Annotated in this window: 20 protein-coding genes; 11 read left to right on the forward strand and 9 right to left on the reverse strand. The window is 72.9% G+C overall.

Translation table 11 applies throughout. The features are described from left to right. The 9 genes from EXE57_RS12795 to EXE57_RS12835 all read left to right on the forward strand — a co-directional run bounded on the left by EXE57_RS12795 (nucleotide 1) and on the right by EXE57_RS12835 (nucleotide 10,252). Complete coding sequence (locus EXE57_RS12795) at nucleotides 1–564, forward strand: TetR/AcrR family transcriptional regulator (protein WP_135080937.1); 564 nt, start codon at nucleotides 1–3, stop codon at nucleotides 562–564. Next, on the forward strand, nucleotides 561–1,355 hold the full coding sequence (locus EXE57_RS12800; RefSeq protein ID WP_135078082.1) for a TIGR03084 family metal-binding protein: 795 nt from the start codon (nucleotides 561–563) through the stop codon (nucleotides 1,353–1,355). The genes EXE57_RS12795 and EXE57_RS12800 overlap by 4 nt, the downstream gene beginning before the upstream one ends. Further along, nucleotides 1,348–3,084: an acyclic terpene utilization AtuA family protein gene (locus tag EXE57_RS12805; RefSeq protein ID WP_135078084.1), complete on the forward strand. Its 1,737-nt coding sequence runs from the start codon at nucleotides 1,348–1,350 to the stop codon at nucleotides 3,082–3,084. The genes EXE57_RS12800 and EXE57_RS12805 overlap by 8 nt, the downstream gene beginning before the upstream one ends. Nucleotides 3,085–3,199: 115 nt before the next feature. Continuing rightward, nucleotides 3,200–4,333, forward strand: coding sequence for an acyl-CoA dehydrogenase family protein (locus EXE57_RS12810; RefSeq protein ID WP_135078086.1), 1,134 nt, complete (start codon nucleotides 3,200–3,202; stop codon nucleotides 4,331–4,333). Continuing rightward, complete coding sequence (locus EXE57_RS12815) at nucleotides 4,330–4,827, forward strand: SRPBCC family protein (protein ID WP_208542843.1); 498 nt, start codon at nucleotides 4,330–4,332, stop codon at nucleotides 4,825–4,827. Before EXE57_RS12810 ends, EXE57_RS12815 begins: the two co-directional genes overlap by 4 nt. Before the next feature lie 14 nt (nucleotides 4,828–4,841). Continuing rightward, nucleotides 4,842–6,392 carry an acyl-CoA carboxylase subunit beta gene (locus EXE57_RS12820; protein WP_135080941.1) on the forward strand — a complete coding sequence of 517 codons (1,551 nt, stop codon included), beginning with the start codon at nucleotides 4,842–4,844 and terminating at the stop codon, nucleotides 6,390–6,392. Between the two features lie 5 nt (nucleotides 6,393–6,397). Beyond that, on the forward strand, nucleotides 6,398–8,335 hold the full coding sequence (locus tag EXE57_RS12825; RefSeq protein ID WP_135078089.1) for an acetyl/propionyl/methylcrotonyl-CoA carboxylase subunit alpha: 1,938 nt from the start codon (nucleotides 6,398–6,400) through the stop codon (nucleotides 8,333–8,335). Further along, a complete protein-coding gene (locus EXE57_RS12830; RefSeq protein WP_135078091.1) occupies nucleotides 8,332–9,498 on the forward strand; it encodes an acyl-CoA dehydrogenase family protein in 1,167 nt (388 codons plus the stop codon). Before EXE57_RS12825 ends, EXE57_RS12830 begins: the two co-directional genes overlap by 4 nt. Before the next feature lie 76 nt (nucleotides 9,499–9,574). Then, the gene (locus EXE57_RS12835; RefSeq protein WP_208542844.1) at nucleotides 9,575–10,252 is read left to right on the forward strand and encodes a pyridoxamine 5'-phosphate oxidase family protein; all 678 of its coding nucleotides are present in this window, start codon (nucleotides 9,575–9,577) and stop codon (nucleotides 10,250–10,252) included. A 56-nt stretch (nucleotides 10,253–10,308) separates the two neighbouring features. On the opposite strand, the gene EXE57_RS12840 is transcribed toward EXE57_RS12835, so the two are convergent. Next, nucleotides 10,309–10,860: a protein-L-isoaspartate O-methyltransferase family protein gene (locus tag EXE57_RS12840; RefSeq protein ID WP_135078095.1), complete on the reverse strand. Its 552-nt coding sequence runs from the start codon at nucleotides 10,858–10,860 to the stop codon at nucleotides 10,309–10,311. Between the two features lie 54 nt (nucleotides 10,861–10,914). Here EXE57_RS12840 and EXE57_RS12845 point away from each other — a divergent pair, with 54 nt between their 5' ends. Beyond that, nucleotides 10,915–11,295: an MmcQ/YjbR family DNA-binding protein gene (locus tag EXE57_RS12845; RefSeq protein ID WP_244246822.1), complete on the forward strand. Its 381-nt coding sequence runs from the start codon at nucleotides 10,915–10,917 to the stop codon at nucleotides 11,293–11,295. 7 nt (nucleotides 11,296–11,302) lie between these two features. On the opposite strand, the gene EXE57_RS12850 is transcribed toward EXE57_RS12845, so the two are convergent. Together EXE57_RS12850 and EXE57_RS12855 are read right to left on the reverse strand one after the other, a co-directional pair. After that, complete coding sequence (locus tag EXE57_RS12850) at nucleotides 11,303–11,767, reverse strand: VOC family protein (protein ID WP_135078097.1); 465 nt, start codon at nucleotides 11,765–11,767, stop codon at nucleotides 11,303–11,305. Nucleotides 11,768–11,777: 10 nt separating this feature from the next. After that, entirely contained in the window at nucleotides 11,778–12,215 is a 438-nt protein-coding gene (locus EXE57_RS12855) for a helix-turn-helix domain-containing protein (protein ID WP_244246823.1), read from the reverse strand. Between the two features lie 32 nt (nucleotides 12,216–12,247). Here EXE57_RS12855 and EXE57_RS12860 point away from each other — a divergent pair, with 32 nt between their 5' ends. Continuing rightward, the gene (locus EXE57_RS12860; protein ID WP_135078099.1) at nucleotides 12,248–13,264 is read left to right on the forward strand and encodes a YihY/virulence factor BrkB family protein; all 1,017 of its coding nucleotides are present in this window, start codon (nucleotides 12,248–12,250) and stop codon (nucleotides 13,262–13,264) included. Nucleotides 13,265–13,324: 60 nt separating this feature from the next. Here the strand turns inward: EXE57_RS12860 and EXE57_RS12865 are convergent, their stop codons facing one another. From EXE57_RS12865 to sigK, 6 genes are read right to left on the reverse strand one after another with little or no spacing between them, the layout of a single operon-like run. Then, nucleotides 13,325–14,125 (reverse strand): DUF1295 domain-containing protein, encoded by an 801-nt coding sequence (locus EXE57_RS12865; RefSeq protein WP_244246824.1) that lies wholly within the window; start codon nucleotides 14,123–14,125, stop codon nucleotides 13,325–13,327. Next, nucleotides 14,122–15,417 (reverse strand): SAM-dependent methyltransferase, encoded by a 1,296-nt coding sequence (locus tag EXE57_RS12870; protein ID WP_135078101.1) that lies wholly within the window; start codon nucleotides 15,415–15,417, stop codon nucleotides 14,122–14,124. The genes EXE57_RS12865 and EXE57_RS12870 overlap by 4 nt, the downstream gene beginning before the upstream one ends. Continuing rightward, nucleotides 15,414–16,703 carry a class I SAM-dependent methyltransferase gene (locus EXE57_RS12875; RefSeq protein ID WP_135078103.1) on the reverse strand — a complete coding sequence of 430 codons (1,290 nt, stop codon included), beginning with the start codon at nucleotides 16,701–16,703 and terminating at the stop codon, nucleotides 15,414–15,416. Before EXE57_RS12875 ends, EXE57_RS12870 begins: the two co-directional genes overlap by 4 nt. Beyond that, nucleotides 16,700–18,667 (reverse strand): FAD-dependent oxidoreductase, encoded by a 1,968-nt coding sequence (locus EXE57_RS12880; RefSeq protein WP_135078105.1) that lies wholly within the window; start codon nucleotides 18,665–18,667, stop codon nucleotides 16,700–16,702. Before EXE57_RS12880 ends, EXE57_RS12875 begins: the two co-directional genes overlap by 4 nt. Further along, on the reverse strand, nucleotides 18,667–19,401 hold the full coding sequence (locus EXE57_RS12885) for an anti-sigma factor (RefSeq protein ID WP_135078107.1): 735 nt from the start codon (nucleotides 19,399–19,401) through the stop codon (nucleotides 18,667–18,669). The genes EXE57_RS12880 and EXE57_RS12885 overlap by 1 nt, the downstream gene beginning before the upstream one ends. Further along, nucleotides 19,398–20,003: an ECF RNA polymerase sigma factor SigK gene (gene sigK / locus EXE57_RS12890; protein WP_135078109.1), complete on the reverse strand. Its 606-nt coding sequence runs from the start codon at nucleotides 20,001–20,003 to the stop codon at nucleotides 19,398–19,400. Before sigK ends, EXE57_RS12885 begins: the two co-directional genes overlap by 4 nt. Between the last annotated feature and the right edge of the window lie 29 nt (nucleotides 20,004–20,032).

The following is a 20,032-nucleotide window of genomic DNA, read 5'->3' on the forward strand; positions in this document are numbered from 1 at the left end:
ATGCGGCTGCGCCTGCTCGAGGCGACCGTGGAGCTGCTGGTCGAGCGTGGCTTCTCCGGCACCTCCACCACGCTGGTCTCCGAGCGGGCCGGGGTCTCCCGGGGCGCCCAGCTCCACCACTTCCCGACCAAGAACGACCTGGTCGTCGCCGCGGTCGAGCACCTCACCGAGCTCCGCGGCCTCGAGCTCGAGCAGGCCCTCGGGCGGCTGCCGAGGGGGAGGGGGCGGACCCAGGCGGTCGTGCGGGTGCTGGGCGACCACTTCAGCTCGCCGGTGTTCGTGGCCGCGCTCGAGCTGTGGGTGGCCGCCCGGACCGACGAGCTGCTGCTGGCCGCGGTCGCGCCGCTTGAGCAGCGCGTGGGCCGCGAGACCCACCGCCTCACCGTCGAGGCGCTCGGCGTCGACGAGTCCCGGCCCGGCAGCCGCGAGCTCGTGCAGGCGACGCTCGACCTGGTGCGCGGCCTCGGCCTGGCCGACACGATCACCGACGACGCGCGTCGGCGCGCCCGGATCCTCGACCACTGGGCCGCCGTCCTCGACCGCGAGCTGGAGGCGACCCGATGAACGACGTGCTGGAGCAGGTGCTCGCCGACCTCGACGCCGAGGGTGCCCGGCTGGACGCGCTGCTCGACGACCTCCCTGAGGACGACTGGCGGCGCCCGACGCCGGCCCACGGGTGGGACGTCGCCACCCAGGTCGCCCACCTCGCGTGGACCGACGAGGCCGCCGTCCTCGCCGCGACCGACAAGGCGGCGTGGGACACGCTGCTCCTCGACATGCTCGAGGACCCCGAGGGAGTGGTCGACCGCACCGCGCTCGAGGGCGGTCGGGTGCCGCCCGAGGCGCTGCTCGCCCGCTGGCACACCGCGCGGCGGTCGCTGGCGGATGCGCTGCGCGCCCACCCTCCGGGGGGGCGGATGCCGTGGTTCGGACCGCCGATGTCGGCCACCTCGATGGCCACCGCCCGCTTCATGGAGACCTGGGCCCACGGCCTCGACGTCCACGACGGGCTCGGCGCACGCCCCGAGCCGACCGACCGGATCCGGCACGTCGCCCACCTCGGCGTACGGACGAGGGGCTTCGCGTTCGTGGTGCACGGCCAGGAGGCTCCGACCGAGGAGGTCCGGGTCGAGCTCACGGCGCCCAGCGGAGACCTGTGGACGTGGGGGCCCGCGGACGCGGCGCAGTCGGTGAGGGGGTCGGCGTACGACTTCTGCCTGCTCGTCACCCAGCGCGTGCACCGGCTCGACACCGCCCTGGTCGCACAGGGCCGCGACGCCAACACCTGGCTGGAGATCGCGCAGTGCTTCGCCGGCCCGCCGGGCGGCGGTCGGGAGCCGGGTTCCGATGGCTGAGCCCCTGCGGATCGGCAACTGCTCCGGCTTCTACGGCGACCGGCTCTCCGCGATGCGCGAGATGCTGGAGGGCTCGGCCGACGGCCGCTCGCTCGACGTGCTCACCGGCGACTACCTCGCCGAGCTCACGATGCTCATCCTGGGCCGCGACACGATGAAGGACCCGTCGCTGGGCTACGCCCGCACCTTCGTGCGCCAGGCCGAGGACTGCCTCGGTCTCGCGCTGGAGCGGGGCGTACGGATCGTGGCCAACGCCGGCGGGCTCAACCCCGCCGGCCTCGCCGCCCGGCTGCGCGAGGTCGCGGGCGGGCTCGGCCTCGACCCCGCGATCGCCCACGTCGAGGGCGACGACGTGCGCGAGCTGTCCTTCGAGGGCGCCCTGACCGCCAACGCCTACCTCGGGGGCTTCGGCATCGCCGCCGCCCTCGCCGCCGGCGCCGACGTGGTCGTCACCGGCCGGGTCACCGACGCCTCGCTCGTCCTCGGGCCGGCGGTCGCCCACCACGGCTGGACGACCGGCGACCTGGACGCGCTCGCGGGCGCGGTCGTCGCCGGGCACGTCCTGGAGTGCGGCACGCAGGCGACCGGCGGCAACTTCTCCGGCTTCGCGTCGCTGCCCGCCGCCGCCCGCTCGCGGCCCCTCGGCTTCCCGGTGGCCGAGGTGGCCGGGGACGGGTCGAGCGTCATCACCAAGAACGACGACACCGGTGGCGCGGTCACCCTCGACACCGTCACCGCGCAGCTGCTCTACGAGATCCAGTCCACCCGCTACCTCGGACCCGACGTCACCGTCGACCTCGCCTCCGTCCGGCTGGAGCAGACCGGCCCCGACCGGGTCACGATCAGCGGCGTCCGCGGGTCGCCGCCGCCGGAGCAGCTGAAGGTGGGCGTCAACGAGCTCGGCGGCTTCCGCAACGCCGTCGAGCTGGTGCTGACCGGCCTCGACGTCGAGGCGAAGGCGGCGTGGGTCCGCGAGCAGCTCGAGGCCGCGCTGGACCCGGCTCCGGCCGACGTCGACTGGTCGCCGGTGGTCGCCCCGGCGACCGACGCCGCGACCGAGGAGTCCGCGTCGGTGCTGTTCCGGTGCACCGTCCGCGACCCCGACGCCGAGCGGGTCGGCCGCCCCTTCACGGCCGCGGCCGTCGAGCTGGCGCTGGCCTCCTACCCCGGCTTCACGATGACGGCGCCGCCCGGCCCGGCGACGCCGTACGGCATCTTCCGGGCGGCGTACGTCGACCGCTCGGCCGTCCGCCACACCGTCGTCCACGCCGACGGCCGGCGCGAGGTGGTGCCCGACCCGCCGACCACGCCGCACCCCGCGGAGGACCGGACCGGCACCCGGCCCTCGCCGTACCCGCACCCCATCGACACCCTCACCCGCCGGGTGCCGCTCGGCACCTTCGTCCACGCCCGCTCGGGCGACAAGGGAGGCGACGCCAATCTCGGGCTGTGGGTGGCCCACGACTCCGCGGCGCCGGAGAAGCACGCCGCCCGCGTGGCGTGGCTGTCCAAGCTGATCACTCCCGAGCGGATCCGGGAGCTGGTCCCCGAGGCGGCCGACCTCGACGTGGAGGTCTTCCTGCTGCCCGACCTCGGCGGCGTCAACGTGGTGCTGCACGGCCTGCTCGGCCAGGGCGTCGCCGCCTCGACCCGCTTCGACCCGCAGGCCAAGGGACTGGGCGAGTGGGTGCGGTCCCGGTTCGTGTCGATCGAGGAGGGGCTGCTGTGAGGGCCTGCGTATTTCCCATGTTCTGTTGCCGCGTGCTCATCTCTCACGGCCGACCGAGCATGAGAAGTGAGCACCTCCCTACATCTCATGGGAAATGCCCAGCAGGTGACACACCATGACCACCGACCACGAAGCGCTGAAGCAGACCGCCGCCGAGTTCGTACGCCGCGAGGTCGCCCCCCACCTCGACGACTGGGAGGCGGCTGGCGAGGTGCCGCGCGACCTGCACCGCGCAGCGGCGAGGCAGGGCCTGCTCGGTCTCGCCTTCCCCGAGGAGGTCGGCGGCCAGGGCGGTGACCTGCTGATGAGCATCGCGGCCATGGAGGGCTGCTTCGAGGCGGGCGCGTCCAGCGGCCTGATGGCAGCGCTGTTCACCAGCGGCATCGCGCTGCCCCACATCGCGGCCTCGGGCGACGCCGACCTGGTCGAGCGGTTCGTCCGGCCGACGCTCGCCGGGGAGCTGATCGGCAGCCTGGCGATCACCGAGCCGGGTGGCGGGTCTGACGTCGCCTCGATCCGCACCACCGCCAGGCGCGACGGGGACCACCTCGTCGTCAACGGCACCAAGACCTTCATCACCAGTGGCGTCCGCGCCGACTTCGTGACCACCGCCGTCCGCACGGGAGGCGAGGGCCACGGCGGCCTCAGCCTGCTCGTGATCGAGAAGGGCACGCCCGGCTTCACCGTCGACCGTGCCCTCACCACGATGGGCTGGCACTGCTCCGACACCGCCGAGCTCGGTTTCGCCGATTGCCGGGTCCCCGCGGCGAACCTGGTCGGTCGGCAGGACACCGGGTTCGCCCAGATCGCCGAGCAGTTCGTCGTCGAGCGGCTCGCCCTGGCGGTCCACGGCTACGGCATCGCGGCCCGCAGCCTCGCGCTGACGGCGGCCTACGTCCGCGAGCGCGAGGCCTTCGGCCGCCCGCTGGTGAGCAACCAGGTGGTCCGACACACGCTGGTCGAGATGCGGCGCCAGGTGGAGGTCGCCCGGGCCTACACCCACGAGGTCGCCCGCCGGCACGTCGCCGGGGAGGGCGTCGTGGCCGAGGCGTGCCTGGCCAAGCAGACCGCGGTGCAGTGCGCGACGTACGTCTGCGACAAGGCGGTGCAGCTGCACGGCGGCACCGGCTACCTGACCGGGACCGAGGTGGAGCGGCACTACCGCGACGCCCGGATCCTGCCGATCGGAGGAGGAGCGACCGAGGTGTTGACCGACCTGACCGCACGACTGATGGGCTACGCACCATGATCAAGCGCACCGTGACCACGCTCTTCCCGCCGCCGACCGGCGAGGTGTCGGTCTGGATGGACGCCACCCCCGCCGCCACCTGGGACCTCGTGAGCGACGTGACCCGGATCGGCGAGTTCAGCCCCGAGACGTTCGAGGCCCGCTGGCGGCGCGGGTACGACGGCCCCGAGGTCGGTGCCAAGTTCAAGGGCCACGTGAGGCGCAACGGCGTCGGCCCGACGTACTGGAGTGCCTGCACCGTCACCGCCTGCGAGCCCGAGCGGCTCTTCGAGTTCTCCGTCGGCACCGACGGGACGCAGGTCAACAACTGGGGCTACCGGCTCGAGCCGAAGGACGGCGGCACGCTCGTGACGGAGTACTTCCGGCTCGAGACCTCGCTGCCCATGCGCGCCTACTGGACCGCGCTCGGCTTCCTGCGCAAGCGCACCAACGAGAACGGCATGCGCACCACGCTGGAGCGGATGAAGGCGGTCCTGGAGGAGGGCCAGGCGTGACGAATCGGGAGGCGATGCTCGACAAGCTCGCGGAGCTCGACACCGAGCACGCGCGGGCGGTCGCCGGTGGCGGCGAGAAGTACGTCGACCGCCACCACGCCCGCGGCAAGCTGCTGCCCCGCGAGCGGATCGAGCTGCTCGTCGACGAGGGCTCGGCCTTCCTCGAGCTCTCGCCGCTGGCCGGCTGGGGGAGCGATTTCACGGTGGGCGCCAGCGTGGTCACCGGCATCGGTGTGATCGAGGGCGTCGAGTGCATGATCACCGCCAACGACCCCACGGTGAAGGGCGGCGCGAGCAACCCGTGGACGGTCCGCAAGATCTTCCGCGCCAGCCAGATCGCCGAGGAGAACGGGCTGCCGACGGTCGCGCTCGTGGAGTCCGGCGGCGCGGACCTGCCGACCCAGAAGGAGATCTTCATCCCCGGAGGCCGGCTGTTCCGCGACATCACCCGCAGCTCGGCGGCCAGGCAGCCGACGGTGGCGCTGGTGTTCGGCAACTCCACCGCCGGGGGTGCCTACGTCCCCGGCATGAGCGACTACACCGTGATGGTCAAGGAGCAGGCGAAGGTCTTCCTCGGCGGTCCGCCGCTGGTGAAGATGGCCACCGGCGAGGAGTCCGACGACGAGTCGCTGGGCGGTGCCGAGATGCACGCCCGGACCTCCGGCCTGGCCGACTACCTCGCCGAGGACGAGCGCGACGCGATCCGGATCGGGCGGCGGATCGTGGCGCGGCTCAACTGGCGCAAGGCGCGCACCGCGCCGACGGCGTACGCCGAGCCCGACAGCGACCCCGACGGCCTGCTCGACCTGATCCCCGCCGATCTCAAGGAGCCGTTCGACCCGCGCGAGGTGATCGCGCGGATCTGCGACGGCGCCTCGGCCACCAACGGCCGGGCCTTCGACGAGTTCAAGCCGCTCTACGGTCCGTCGCTGGTGACCGGCTGGGCGCGGATCCACGGCCACCCGGTCGGCATCCTCGCCAACGCCCAGGGCGTGCTGTTCAGCGAGGAGGCGCAGAAGGCGACGCAGTTCATCCAGCTCGCCAACCAGGTCGACACCCCGCTGCTGTTCCTCCACAACACGACCGGCTACATGGTCGGCGCGGAGTACGAGCAGGGCGGGATCATCAAGCACGGCGCGATGATGATCAACGCGGTCTCCAACTCCACCGTCCCGCACCTCAGCGTGATCATGGGTGCGTCCTACGGAGCCGGCAACTACGGCATGAACGGCCGCGCCTTCGACCCGCGCTTCCTCTTCACCTGGCCCTCCGCCAAGTCGGCGGTGATGGGCCCGGCCCAGCTCGCGGGCGTCCTCTCGATCGTGGCCCGCGCCGCGGCCGAGGCGAAGGGGACGGCCTACGACGAGGAGGGTGACGCCGGCATGCGCGCCTACGTCGAGCAGATGGTCGAGGAGCAGTCGCTGCCGTTCGCGCTCTCCGGGATGCTCTACGACGACGGCGTCATCGATCCCCGCGACACCCGTACCGTCCTCGGCATCTGCCTGTCCGTGATCGACACCTCGGCGTACGCCGGCACCGACCGCTTCGGCGTCTTCAGGATGTGATGGCGATGATCTCCAGACTGCTCGTCGCCAACCGGGCCGAGATCGCCAGCCGGGTGTTCCGCACCTGCCGCAGCCTCGGCATCCAGACCGTGGCGGTCCACTCCGACGCCGACGCCGGCCTGCCCTACGTCCGCGAGGCCGACGTCTCGGTCCGACTGCCCGGCAACGCGCCGTCCGAGACCTACCTCGACGTCGACGCCCTGCTGCACGCGGCGAAGCGGACCGGCGCCGACGCGATCCACCCCGGCTACGGCTTCCTGTCCGAGAACGCCGACTTCGCCCGTGCGGTCGGGGCCGCGGGCCTGGCCTGGGTCGGCCCCTCGCCGGAGTCGATCGAGGCGATGGGCTCCAAGATCGGGGCGAAGCGGATCATGCGCGATGCCGGCGTACCGGTGCTGCAGGCGCCAGCAGAGCCGAGCGACTCCGACCTGCCGCTCATCGTGAAGGCCTCCGCGGGGGGTGGCGGGCGGGGGATGCGGATCGTGCGTGACCTGGCCCGCCTCGACGCCGAGGTGGCGCTGGCGACGGCGGAGGCCGAGAGCGCCTTCGGCGACGGCACCGTCTTCGTCGAGCCGTACGTCGAGCGGAGCCGCCACGTCGAGGTGCAGGTCGTCGGGGACCGGCACGGCGACGTCCTCGTGCTCGGCGAGCGCGACTGCTCGATCCAGCGCCGGCACCAGAAGGTGGTGGAGGAGGCCCCGGCGCCCGACCTCGACCGCACGGTCGCGGCCGCGATGCACGAGGCCGCGCGCGCCGCCGCCACGGCGATCGGCTACGTCGGCGCCGGGACCGTCGAGTTCCTCTACGACCCGGAGACCGAGCGGTTCTTCTTCCTGGAGATGAACACCCGGCTGCAGGTGGAGCACCCGGTGACCGAGGAGGTCTTCGGCGTCGACCTGGTCGCGCTGCAGCTCGCCGTCGCCGAGGGCGCCTCGTGTGCCCCAGGCCGGTCCATGGACCGGCCTCAGGCACACGCCGCGGGGTTGCGGCCGTTCGGTCACGCCATCGAGGTCCGCCTCTACGCCGAGGACCCCACGCAGGACTTCCAGCCCCAGAGCGGTGTCCTCACGGCGTTCGAGATCCCCGTGAGTGAGGGCCTCCGGGTGGAGGCCGGATTCGCCGCCGGGTCGGAGGTCTCCACCCACTACGACGCGATGCTCGCGAAGGTGATCGCCCACGGCCCGTCCAGGCTCGCCGCGGCCCGGCGGCTGGCCGGCGCGCTGGACCGGGCCCGCATCCACGGGGTCACCACCAACCGCGACCTGCTGGTCCGGATCCTGCGGGACCCGGACTTCCTGGCCGCCCGGGTCGCCACCGACTTCCTCGACCGCACCTCGGTCGTCGCTGCCAGCGACACCGGGGAGCCGCCGCGGCAGCTGCTCGTGGCCGCCACGGTCGCGCTCGCCGAGGCCCGGCGCGACCGCCGGGTCGTCCAGCACGGGGTCCCTGTCGGCTGGCGCAACGTCACCTCGCAGCCGCAGGTGACCACCTTCGAGCCGGACCTCGAGGTCGCCTGGTACGGAGGCCGCGACGGCTACGTCGTCGACGGGCTCGAGGTCGCTTCGGTCACCCCGCGCTCCGTGACGCTCGTCCAGGACGGGATCGCGGCGACGTACGCCGTCCGGGTCGACGGCACGGCAGTCGAGGTCGACGGCCCCGTGGGTCACGCGCGGCTGGTCGAGCGCCCGCGGTTCACCGACCCGGCCGACGCGGTCGCGAGCGGCAGCCTGCTGGCGCCGATGCCCGGCACGGTCGTCCGGGTCGCGGTCGCCGTCGGAGACGTGGTCGAGGCCGGTCAGCAGGTGCTGGTGCTCGAGGCGATGAAGATGCAGCACCCCGTCGCCGCGCCGCACGCCGGCACGGTGACCGAGATCGACGTACGTCCCGGCGCGCAGGTCGCCGCCGGAGAGGTCCTGGCAGTCGTGGAAGAGGAGCAGGGATGACCGAGATCGCGTTCACCGAGACCGAGGAGCGGGCCGAGCTGCGCCGGCAGGTCCGCAAGCTGGCCGGCACCTACGGCCGCGAGTGGTTCACCGAGAAGGCGCGGTCCGGGGAGAAGACCACCGACCTGTGGCTCGAGATCGGCCGCAACGGCTACCTCGGCATCAACATCCCCGAGGAGTACGGCGGCGGTGGTGGCGGCATCGGCGACATCGCGGCGGTCTGCGAGGAGCTCGCCGCCCAGGGCTGCCCGCTGCTGCTGATGGTCGTGAGCCCGGCGATCTGCGGCACCATCATCTCCCGCTACGGCACCGACGCCCAGAAGCAGCGCTGGCTTCCGGGGATCGCCGACGGCACCGGCACCATGGCCTTCGCGATCACCGAGCCCGACGCCGGCACCAACACCCACAACATCACCACCACGGCCCGCCGCGACGGTGACGAGTGGGTCCTCAACGGCCGCAAGACCTACATCTCGGGGGTCGACGAGGCCGATCACGTGCTCGTCGTGGCCCGTGCCGAGGACGCCCGGACCGGGAAGGTCAAGCCGGTCCTCTTCGTGGTCCCGACCGACGCCGAGGGCTTCGAGGCGCGGCCGATCCCGATGGAGATCGTCAGCCCGGAGCTGCAGTTCCAGGTGTTCATGGACGACGTCCGGCTGGCCGCCGACGCGGTCGTGGGCGACGAGGACGGCGGGCTCGTGCAGCTCTTCGCCGGCCTCAACCCCGAGCGGATCATGGCGGCGTCGTTCTCGACCGGACTGGCGCGCTTCGCGCTGGACCGGGCGGTCGCGTACGCGAAGGAGCGGACGGTCTTCCAGGGACCCATCGGCTCCCACCAGGCCGTCGCGCACCCCCTGGCCCAGAGCCACATCGAGGTCGAGATGGCGCGGTTGATGACGCAGAAGGCGGCCGCCCTCTACGACGCCGGTGACGACCTGGCCGCCGGCGAGGCGGCCAACATGGCCAAGTACGCCGCCGCCGAGGCGGCCTGCGACGCGGCCGACCGTGCCGTGCAGACCCACGGCGGCAACGGCATCACCCAGGAGTACGGCATGGCCGGGCTGCTGGTCGCCACCCGCGCCGGTCGGATCGCCCCCGTCAGCCGGGAGATGATCCTGAACTTCGTCTCGATGCACTCGCTGGGGCTGCCCAAGTCCTACTGAGGGTGCCGCGTGTGCCTGAGACCGGCCCATGGACCGGCCTCGGGCACACGCCGCGGAAATCGGGCAGCATCGCCCCGTGACCCTCGAGGACCTGACCCGCAAGAAGGACCGCCGCGCCCAGGACCGGGCGGCGCTCGACGCCCTGCTCGACGAGGTGCTGGTCGGGACCCTGTCCACGGTGACCCAGGACGGCCGCCCCTGGGTGGTGCCGATGCTCTTCGCCCGCGACGGCGACCGGCTGCTCCTGCACGGCTCGACCGGGGCGGGGGCGCTGCGGCAGGTGGCGGCCGGTGCCGAGGCCGCCTTCTGCGCGTACGCCGTGGACGGGCTGGTGCTGGCGAGCTCGATGTTCGACCACTCGGCCAACTACCGCTCGGCAGTGGTCCGCGGACCCTTGGTCACGCTCACCGGCGACGAGGCCTGGGCCGCCCTCGACGCGGTGTCCGACGGGCTGCTGCCGGGCCGGCGCGAGGAGGTGCGCCCGATGCTCGCCAAGGAGGTGGCGGCGACCGTCGCGCTCGCGCTCGACCTGACCGACGACAACTGGATCCTCAAGGTGCGCACGGGCGGCACCGGCGAGGACCCCGCCGACGTGCCCGCCGACGTGTGGACCGGCGTGGTGCCGGTGCAGCCGGCGTACGGCGAACCGGAGCCGACCCCCGGCCAGGAGGCGCTCCCGGTCCCGGCGTCGGTGGAGCGGCTCAGGTTCGGCCGGGGTGGGATACCTGACCGCGAAGATCATCGATCGCGGTGACCGGATGATGATGATCGCGGTCAGCTGTCGCACGGGGGCGCGTCCTGACCACCGTGTCAGCGCAGCGGCACGAACCGGTAGCCCCCGTGCCGGGTGACGGACGGCCCGGGCGTGGTGACGCGCAGCATCTCGCCGGCGACCGGGATCACCATCACGGCCTCCTCGCCGAGCTGCTCGACGAGCTCGTCGGGGAGCGTCCGCGGCTCCGCGGAGACCAGGATCCGGTCGTACGGCGCCGCCGCGGGCAGCCCGAGCACGCCGGGCTCCGCCTGCCGGATCGAGGCCCACGCCTGGCCGGTCCGGGCGAGGTTGGCCGACCCGAACTCGACCAGGTCCGGCTCGAGCTCGACCCCCAGCACCCGACCCTCGGGCCCGGTGAGGTGGGCGAGCAGGGCGGTGGTCCAGCCCGACCCGGCCCCGACGTCGAGCACCCGCTGCCCGGGCCGGACGTCGAGGAGGCGCAGCATCGCGGCCACGGTCCGCGGCTGGCTGTTGGTCTGGCCGTGGCCGATGACCAGCGGGCCGTCGTACGCCGCCCGCCCGCGCTCGGCGGGCGGCAGGAAGCCCTCCCGCGGGTGGGCCGCGAAGGCCGAGGCGACCGCGTCCATGGTTCCGACTCTGCCACGTGGCGGGGTGTCGGTGTCCCGTGGCAGGGTCGTCCCGTGGCCCGCAAGATCGAGCGTCCGCTCGTGCCGGAGGAGTGGGTGCTCCGCCTCGACGCCATCCTGGGTCGGCTGCCCCGGGTCCACCAGGAGAGCGCCTGGGTCGGCACCCGCTGGCGCGTCGGCCAGGCGACCGTCGCCCACGTCTTCGGCGGCGAGGACCAGCTGTTCCGGATCACCTTCCGCGCCGAGCCCGACGAGGTGATGGCCTTCGGACACCTCGGCGAGCCCTACTTCACCGTCGGCTGGAGCGGCAACGCCGTCGGGATGCTGCTCGACGACGACACCGACTGGCAGGAGCTGGCCGAGCTGCTGACCGACTCCTACTGCCTGCAGGCGCCACAGCACCTCGCCGCCCAGGTCGACCGGCCGACAGGCTAGGCCTCGTTCACGCCTTCGCCTGCTCGCGGTACCTCTCCTCGATCTCCCGGTCGGTGGCGCCCGAGAGCTGGCTGACGCGGATGTGGTTGCCGAAGGGGTCACGGATCCCGAAGTCGGTGCCGTAGGGCTGCTCGACGGGCTCCTGGGTGATCTCGACGCCGGCCTCACGCAGCTGCGCGTACGTCGCGTGCACGTCGTCGCTGGTGAGGAAGACGCCGCCGAGCGCGCCCTTGGTCAGCAGGTCCCGGACCTGCGCGGCGGTCTCGGCGTCCTGGTGGGGTCCACCCGGCAGCTCGAGGAGCAGCTGCGGGGAGTCCTGGCCGGGCAGGGCGACCGTGAGCCAGCGCATGAAGCCGAGGTCGGCGTCGTCGCGGACCTCGAAGCCGAGCCGGCCGCAGTAGAAGTCGAGCGCCTCGTCCTGGTCGAGGACCTTGACGCTGGTGATGCGGAGTGAGGAGACGTGTGTGTTCATGCCGACGACGCTAGTCAGCGGCGGCCCCGTCCTGCTTCTCCGAAAACGTCGTCCTCTCCCGGGGCCTGGTCCACGCCGCGACGAAGCAGGTCGGCACGTCCACGGGCTCGGCCTGCGCCCGGAACTCGCTCGGCGAGCAGCCCACCACCGCGCTGAAGGTCCGGCTGAAGGTGCCGAGGCTGGCGAAGCCCACGTCCCACGCGACCTGGGTCACCGGCCGCTCGGTCTGGCGCAGCAGGGCCATCGCCCGCTCGACCCGCCGACGCTGGAGGTAGCGGTGGGGCGTCTCGCCGTAGACCTCCTTGAAGACCCGCCCGAAGCGTGAGGCCGACAGGTGCGCGATCGCGGCGAGCGCCGGGACGTCCAGCGGCTCGGCGTAGCGGCGGTCCATCTCGTCACGGGCTCGCAGCATGCGACGGTTCGTGTCCTCCTGGGCAGTCAGGTCCACGCCGGAAACCTACCGCCGGGCAGACTGGTGCCATGGCAACCGGGGGAGTGGACGGCTTCCAGCGCCGGCACCCCGTCCTGGGCGTGCCGATCGCGGTGATCTACAAGTTCTTCGAGGACCAGGGGAACTTCCTCGCAGCGATGGCGACCTACTACGCCTTCATCGCGATCTTCCCGCTGCTGCTGCTGGCCTCCTCGATCTTCGGCTTCGTGCTCCAGGGCCGGCCCGACCTGGAGGAGGCGGCGCTCAACTCAGCGCTGGCGCAGTTCCCGATCATCGGCGACCAGCTCGGCCGGCCGGAGGGCCTCACCGGGTCGGTGACGGCCGTGGTCGTCGGGTCGCTCGCGGCGATCTACGGTGCGCTCGGCCTCGGGCAGGCGATCCAGAACGTCATGAACGCGGCCTGGTCGGTCCCCCGCAACAGCCGGCCCAACCCGGTCCTGATGCGCCTGCGCAGCCTGCTGCTGCTCCTGCTCGCCGGCACGGCGGTGCTCGGCCTGTCCATCTTCTCCGCGCTCGGCAGCAACGCGGAGGTCTTCGGGCCGGCAGGGAACGCGGCGGTGGCCTGGCTGATCCGGATCGGCACGGTCCTCATCCTCACCGCGGTGCTGACCTCCCTCTTCAGGCTCGCCGCCGCCCGGAGCCACTCCTGGGTAGGCGCCCTGCCGGGTGCGTTCTTCACGGCCGTGGGCTGGCAGGTCCTCCAGAACGTCGGTGCCATGTACGCCACCTCGGTCCTGGCGGGGACCTCGGCCCTCAACCAGACCTTCGGGCTGGTCCTCGGGCTGATCGGCCTGATCTTCATCGCCTCCCTGACGGCCGTGCTCGGCATCGAGATCAACGTCGTCCTCGCCCGCCGGCTCTGGCCGCGCGCCCTGCTGACCCCGTTCACCGACGCCGTCGACCTGACCGACGCGGACCGGAAGGCGTACGCCCTCTATGCCCAGGCCCAGCGCCACAAGGGCTTCGAGACGGTCACGGTCCGCTTCGACGGCCGGGACGGCGACACCCACGAGATCGAGCAGGTGTCGCGCGACCGCACCCGGTAACGGGGGATCCGGGGCGCTCCACACGCGCTGCAACCCGTGTGGAGCGCAGTCGAGCCGCCGTCACCCGACCCGGCGGCGTGGCGGGCGCGGGAAGAAGTACGCCGTCCGCGCGGCGTAGGCGTCCCAGCCGGGCCGCTGCGACATGGTCCTCTCGAGGAGCCGGGCGCCCGTGACGTTGCGGATGAAGTGGGTCATCGCCAGCGGCGCGACGACCGTGAGCAGTCCGGGGAGCCAGCCGGAGGCGAGGGCCCCGGCGATCCAGAGGCCCCACCACACGCAGGCGTCGCCGAAGTAGTTGGGGTGCCGGGTCCAGGCCCACAGCCCGCGGTCCATCACCGGGGGGCGGGCGTCGCGGGGCTCGGCTCGGTACGCCGCGAGCTGGGCGTCGCCGACCACCTCGAAGACCATGCCGAGGGCCCACACCAGCACGCCGAGCCCGACCAGCCACCAGCTCCACACCTCGGTGACGCCCGAGGCCTGCACCGGCAGCGAGATCAGCCACACGGCGACGCCCTGGACCAGGAACACCTTGCGGACGGCCACCCGGAAGCCGCCGTCGCCGAGCAGCTCGGCGTAGCGCGGGTCCTCCTCGCCGGAGCCGGCGCGGCCGCGGATGTGCCAGGCCAGCCGGAGTCCCCACAGGGCGGTCAGGGCGGGTACCAGCCAGCGCCGCAGGTCGTCGCCGGCGCCCAGGACGAGCCCCACGAAGGCGGACACCAGGGCGACGACGACGAACGCCGGGCCCCAGGTGATGTCGACGACGGCGACGCGGCCGACCCGGCGCGACCAGAGCGCGGTCGCGGTCATCAGCAGGGCGACGGTGACGAGCGCGGTCGCGGTGACGACGAGGGCGTCGCTCACCAGGCGCGCACCGGCGCCAGGGTGTGGTCACCCCCGGGCCTCACGCACAGCACCTGGTCGACCCCCATCCGTCCGTCACGGAAGGTGAGCATGCCACCGGTGAGGTAGAGCCGCCACACGCGGGAGGCCTCCTCGCCGACCAGGTCGATCACGGCGGGCAGGTTGGACTCGAAGGTGTCGAGCCACGCCTGCACCGTCCACACGTAGTGCTCGCGCATCGCGTGCACGTCGCGGACCTCGAGGCCGCCGCGCTCCAGGAAGCCGACGGTCTCGCCCACCGGCCGCATGTGCATGTCGGGGGCGATGAAGCTCTCGATGAACGGTCCACCGCCGGGCCAGCGGCCCTTCGGGCGCGACATCTGCTGCACCAGCACCCGGCCGCCCGGCTTCACCGACCGGCGCAGCACCTCGGCGTACGTCGGGTAGTTGCCCTCGCCGACGTGCTCGCCCATCTCCAGGGAGCCGACGGCGTCGAAGTGGTCGCGCTCGGGGACCTCGCGGTAGTCCTGGAGCCGGATCTCGACCCGGTCCGCGAGCCCGCGCTCGGCGATCCTCGCATCGATGAAGCGCTTCTGCTCGGCCGCGATCGTGACGCCGGTGACCTGCGCACCGAAGTGCTCGGCGGCGTGGAGCGACAGCGAGCCCCAGCCGCAGCCGACGTCGAGCATCCGCATCCCCGGCTCGAGCCCGAGCTTGCGGCAGACGAGGTCGAGCTTGTCGCGCTGCGCGTCGGCCACGTCGTACGCCGGGTCGTCCCGGTCGGTCCAGTATCCGCAGGAGTAGGCCATGGCGGGGTCGAGCAGCAGCTCGTAGAACTCGTTGGAGAGGTCGTAGTGGTGGGAGATGGCCCGCCGGTCGCGCAGCGGCGAGTGGAGCCGGCCGCGCAACCGGGCCTGGGTCGCCGGGGGTGCGGGCGGTCGGCCGAGGACCCCGAGGTCCGCCGCGGCACGGATCGCGCCGACCAGCGCCTTCGGGGTGGGTCGCCCGGTCAGGCCACGGTCGGCGGCGACGGCGAAGGAGTGGGTCAGCGCCGCGCCGAGGTCGCCGTGGACCTCGAGCTCACCGGTGACGTAGGCCTGCGCCGCCCCGAGCTCGCCCGGGTGCCAGAGCACGCGACGCAGCGCGTCGGGGGTGCGGAGCTCGACCTCGGGCGCGTGCTCGGGGCCGGCCACGGAGCCGTCCCAGGCCCGGAGCCGGACCGGCAGGTCGCCGCCGACGAAGGGCCGGAGCGCGTCAGCGAGACGCTGCGCCACGCCGTGGGAGGTGGCCGCCCGGCTCTCGGTGACGGTCATGCCTTCTCCTGCGGACGCTCGAGGACGATCTGGTTGACGTCGAGGTAGCCCGAGGCGAAGCCGGCCCGGGAGTACTCCAGGTAGAGGTGCCACATCCGCTCGAAGACCTCGTCGAAGCCGAGCTCGGCGCGCTCGTCGCGGGCGGCCAGGAACCGGGTGTCCCACTGCCGCAGCGTCTCGGCGTAGTGCTGGCCGAAGCCCAGGATGTCGGCGACCCGCATCGTCGTGTGGTCGCGGGTCACCTCCTCGATCGCGCGCACCGACGGCAGGAAGCCGCCGGGGAAGATGTACTTGTTGATCCAGGTGTACTGGCCACGCGTCGCGAGCATCCGGTCGTGGGGCATCGTGATCGCCTGGATGCCGACCTTGCCACCGGGGGCCAGCACGGTGTCGATGGTCGAGAAGTACGACGGCCAGTACTCCGCCCCCACGGCCTCGATCATCTCGACCGACAGCACCGCGTCGTACTGCCGTCCGGGGTGCTGGTCGGGGATCGCGCGGTAGTCGCACAGCTCGATGTCGACCCGGTCGGCGACGCCGGCCGTGGCGACCCGCTCTCGGGCCAGCTCCAGCTGCTCGGTCGACAGCGTCACCGAGTGGACGTGGGCGCCGCGCTGCGCGGCACGCAGCGCCAGCTCGCCCCAGCCGGTGCCGATCTCGAGCACCCGGGTGCCCTCGCCGACGCCGGTGACGTCGAGCAGCCGCTCGATCTTGCGGACCTGGGCGGTCTCGAGGTCGGCGGGCAGCAGCGGCCGGCCGGAGGGGTCGGACTCGAAGAGCGCCGAGGAGTAGCTCAGCGTCGGGTCGAGGAAGAGTCGGAACAGGTCGTTGGACAGGTCGTAGTGGTGGGCGATGAGGTCGCGCGACCGGTCCCGGTCGGGCTTGTGGAAGTGGGGGGTCCGGGCGACGACGAGCGCGCGCGCCCGCTGCAGCGAGGCCGGGACCAGCGTGGCCATCTCGGCCGCGAGCACCGTGAGGAACCCACCCAGGTCGTCGGCGTCCCAGCTGCCGGTCATGTACGCCTCGCCGAAGCCGATGAGCCCGTCGCGGCCGATGCGCGCGTAGAACTCCTCGGGCCGGTGGATCCGCATCAGCGGCCCACCCCGGCCGAGCACCTCGCGGCGGCCGGGGCCCAGGGTGATCTCCACGGTCACGTCGAGCCGTGAGACCGCAGCGCGGAACAGCCGGCGGGCGATGGGGCTCGCCACGGCGTTGCGCGGACCGCTGGGGAGGTCGAAGAGCCCCGGCCAGCTGTCGGCGGTCGGGCGGGAGGGACTGAGGGTCATGGTCGGGAGACACCTTCCTGGTGGTGTGAGGGGCGCTGGCGTACGGGCAACCGGCGCAGCCACAGCACGATTCCATGGGCGCGGATGAGCAGCGAGGCACGGAGCGCCGCCGGGGCCGCGCGGAGCGGCCCGGCGTCGCCGACCTCGCCCCTGAGGGTGGCGGTGAAGAGCGCGCCGTCGTCGGTGTGCAGGGACACCGCGACGTCGAGCCTGTCGCCGGGGACCGGGACCGCGAGCTCGTAGTGCCCGTCGGTCCCGTGGAACGGGGAGACGTAGAGCTGCTTGTCGGTTCGGGCGCGGCCCTGGCCGTCGGGATGGACGACGTAGGCGTGCCGGTCGCCGTAGGTGTTGTGCACCTCGACCACGGTCGCGCGCTGCTCGCCGCCGGGCCCGAAGCACCAGAAGACACTGATCGGGTTGAAGCAGTAGCCGAAGGCGCGCGGCATCGCGGCCATCAGCACGCGGCCGCCGTCGAGCGCGACGCCGTGACGCTCGAGGAGGGCCTCGACGTTGCCGCGGATCGACCGGTCGGGAGCGCCGAGGTGGTCGCGCGCCTCGAAGCGCGCGAGCACTCCGCGGTCGGGCAGCCGGTCGAGGTCGACCAGCCAGGTGTGCGACCGGTGGGTGAAGGTACGCCGGAACGGACGCCGGCGGGTGTGGGAGATCGTCGTGTCGTAGACGCGCCCCTCGCCGACCTCGGGTGCCGGCGGGTCGTCCCAGCTCAGGCCCAGCCGTTCGGCGGCGGCCACCCCGGAGCGGGCGCCGTCCTCGTGGAAGCCCCAGCCGTGGTAGGCGCCGGCGAAGGCGACCCGGTCGGTCGAGATCTCGGGGAGCTGCGCCCGGGCGGCGACCGAGGCGGGGGTGTAGAGCGGGTGGGCGTACTCGCGCCGGGCGATCACGCTCCGCGGGTCGACGAGGTCGTCGCCGCCGAGCGTGACGAGGTAGTGGGTCGCGGTCGGCAGCCGCTGCAGCCGGGTGAGGTCGTAGGTCACGGTGACCTCACCGGCCTTGCCGGCGACGCGGCGGAAGTTCCACGAGGCGCGCGCGCCGTCGGCGCCCGGGAGCAGGGTGGTGTCGGTGTGCAGCAGCGCGCTGTTGGTCGAGTAGGGCAGCGCCCCGAGCACCTCGCGCTGCCGGGCGTTCGGCTCGGCGAGCATCGCGAGGGCCTGGTCGGGGTGGGTGGCGACCACGCACGCGTCGTACGTCGTGGTGACGCCGTTGCCGTCGGTCACCTCGACGCCGCCGGCCGTCTCCAGCACCGAGGTCACCTTGGTGCCGGTCCGGACGTCGGGGAGCCCCTCGAGGACCCGGGACACGTAGGCGCGGGAGCCGCCGGTGACGGTGCGCCACGTCGGCGACCCGAAGACCGAGAGCATCCCGTGGTGCTCGAGGAAGGTGAAGAGGTAGCGCGCGGGGTAGTCGAGGGCGACCGCGGGGTCGCAGGACCAGACGGCTGCGACCACCGGCTCCATGAAGTGGCGCTCGAAGTAGGGCGTGAACCGACCCTCGGCGAGGAAGTCGCGCAGCGTCTGCTCCGGACCGGCGCCGGCCTCGGTCGCGAGCAGCCGACGCGCGCGGCGGTGGAAGCGGGGGATCTCCGTCAGCATCCGGAGGTACGCCGGCCGCTTGAGGTTGGCCGACGTCGGGAACAGGCCGCGCGCACCCAGCGCGCCGGCCCACTCGACGCCCGTCTCGTCGTCGCTGACCGACAGCGACATCTCCGACTCCTGGGTCTCGACACCGAGCTCGGCGAAGAGGCGCAGCAGGGTGGGATAGGTCCGCCGGTTGTGGACGATGAAGCCGGTGTCGATGGCCAGGTCGTCGACCTGGTGGGTGTCGGCGTGGCCCCCGATCCGGTCGTCGGCCTCGAGGAGGGTCACGTGGGCCGTCCGCGCGGCCACGTGGGCAGCGAGGAGTCCTGCGACGCCGGACCCGATGACGGCGACGTGTCGGGGCGTACCCATCAGACGTTCTTGAAGGCGAAGGTCATGACGGCAGGCAGCGTCGGCTCCTCCGAGCCGCCCTCGGGCTCGATGGTGATGCCGGCGCCGACGGCGGTGGCGGGGTCACCCTCGAACACGACCTGCTCCTCGGTGCCCGTCATCAGGCCGGCCGGGACCATGCCCACGCCGTCGTGGTTGAGCCACAGCTCGTAGACCTTGCCCGAGGGGGCGGGAGCCATGTCGTCGGCGACGAGGACGGCCTGGTTCAGCGACGGCGACCGGACGATGGTCACCTCGGTGCCGTCGTCGAGGGTCTGGGTGTACTCCTCGGCGTCGTCGGCGGCGAGGACCTGGTCGGCAGCGCTGACCTGGGGCGGCTGGCTCGTCTGGTCCTCGGTGACCTGCTGCCAGGCGACGGTGCCACCGACGCCGAGGGCGATCACCGCGGCTGCCGCAGCGACCAACGTCGCCGGGCGAAATCGGCGGGATCCGCGTCCGACCGCCGCGTCCCGAGGGGTCTCGACCCGGGGAGGGAGCGGCCGGATGGTCTCGATGCCGGCGAGGACCTGGTCGCGCAGGTGGGCCGGAGGGGCGGTCTCGGTGGTGGTGCCGAGCAGCACCGCGGTCTCCTGCAGGCCCTGCAGCTCCTGCTGGCAGGCGGGGCACTCGGCGAGGTGACGCTCGAAGGCGGCGCGCTCGAGGTCGTCGACGGCGTCGACGGCGTAGGCGCCGACCAAGGCATGGACGTCGCTCATGACCCCTTCACTCCCATCGCGTCGCGCATCCGGATCAGTCCGTCGCGGATGCGGGTCTTGGCGGTGCCGACCGGTAGGTCCAGCATGCTCGCCACCTCCGTGTGTGTGTATCCGCCGAAGTACGCCAGCTCCAGGGCCTCACGCTGGACTCGCGTGAGCTCCCCGAGTGCTGACCGCACCCGGCGTGCTTCCATCGTGGCCTCGGCGGCCTCGGCGGTCGCATCGTGTGCGACCGCGTGGTTGTCCTGGTGGTACGAGGTGTCACGGCGGCTGGCCGCCTCCGCTGAGCGGACCCGGTCCACCGCCTTGCGGTGGACGATGGTCAGCAGCCAGCCGATCGCGCTGCCCTTGGCGGCGTCGTAGCGGCTGGCACTGCGCCAGACCTCCAGGAACGCCTCCTGGGTGACCTCCTCGGCCTGGGCCCGGTCGCGGACGACCCTGACCGCGAGCCCGAAGGCCCTCGTCGAGGTCTCGTCGTAGAACTGGGCGAAGGCCGCACCGTCTCCGCGAGAGGATCGCTTCAACAGGTCGGAGAGGCCGAGGCCCACCGACGCCTCCCCGGAGGGGGAGACGCCGGCAGGTACGGCGCGCAGGTGGTCCACAGGCTCGATCCTTGCGTCTTCGATGTCCG

Source organism: Nocardioides euryhalodurans (assembly GCF_004564375.1).
Lineage (GTDB): Bacteria > Actinomycetota > Actinomycetes > Propionibacteriales > Nocardioidaceae > Nocardioides > Nocardioides euryhalodurans.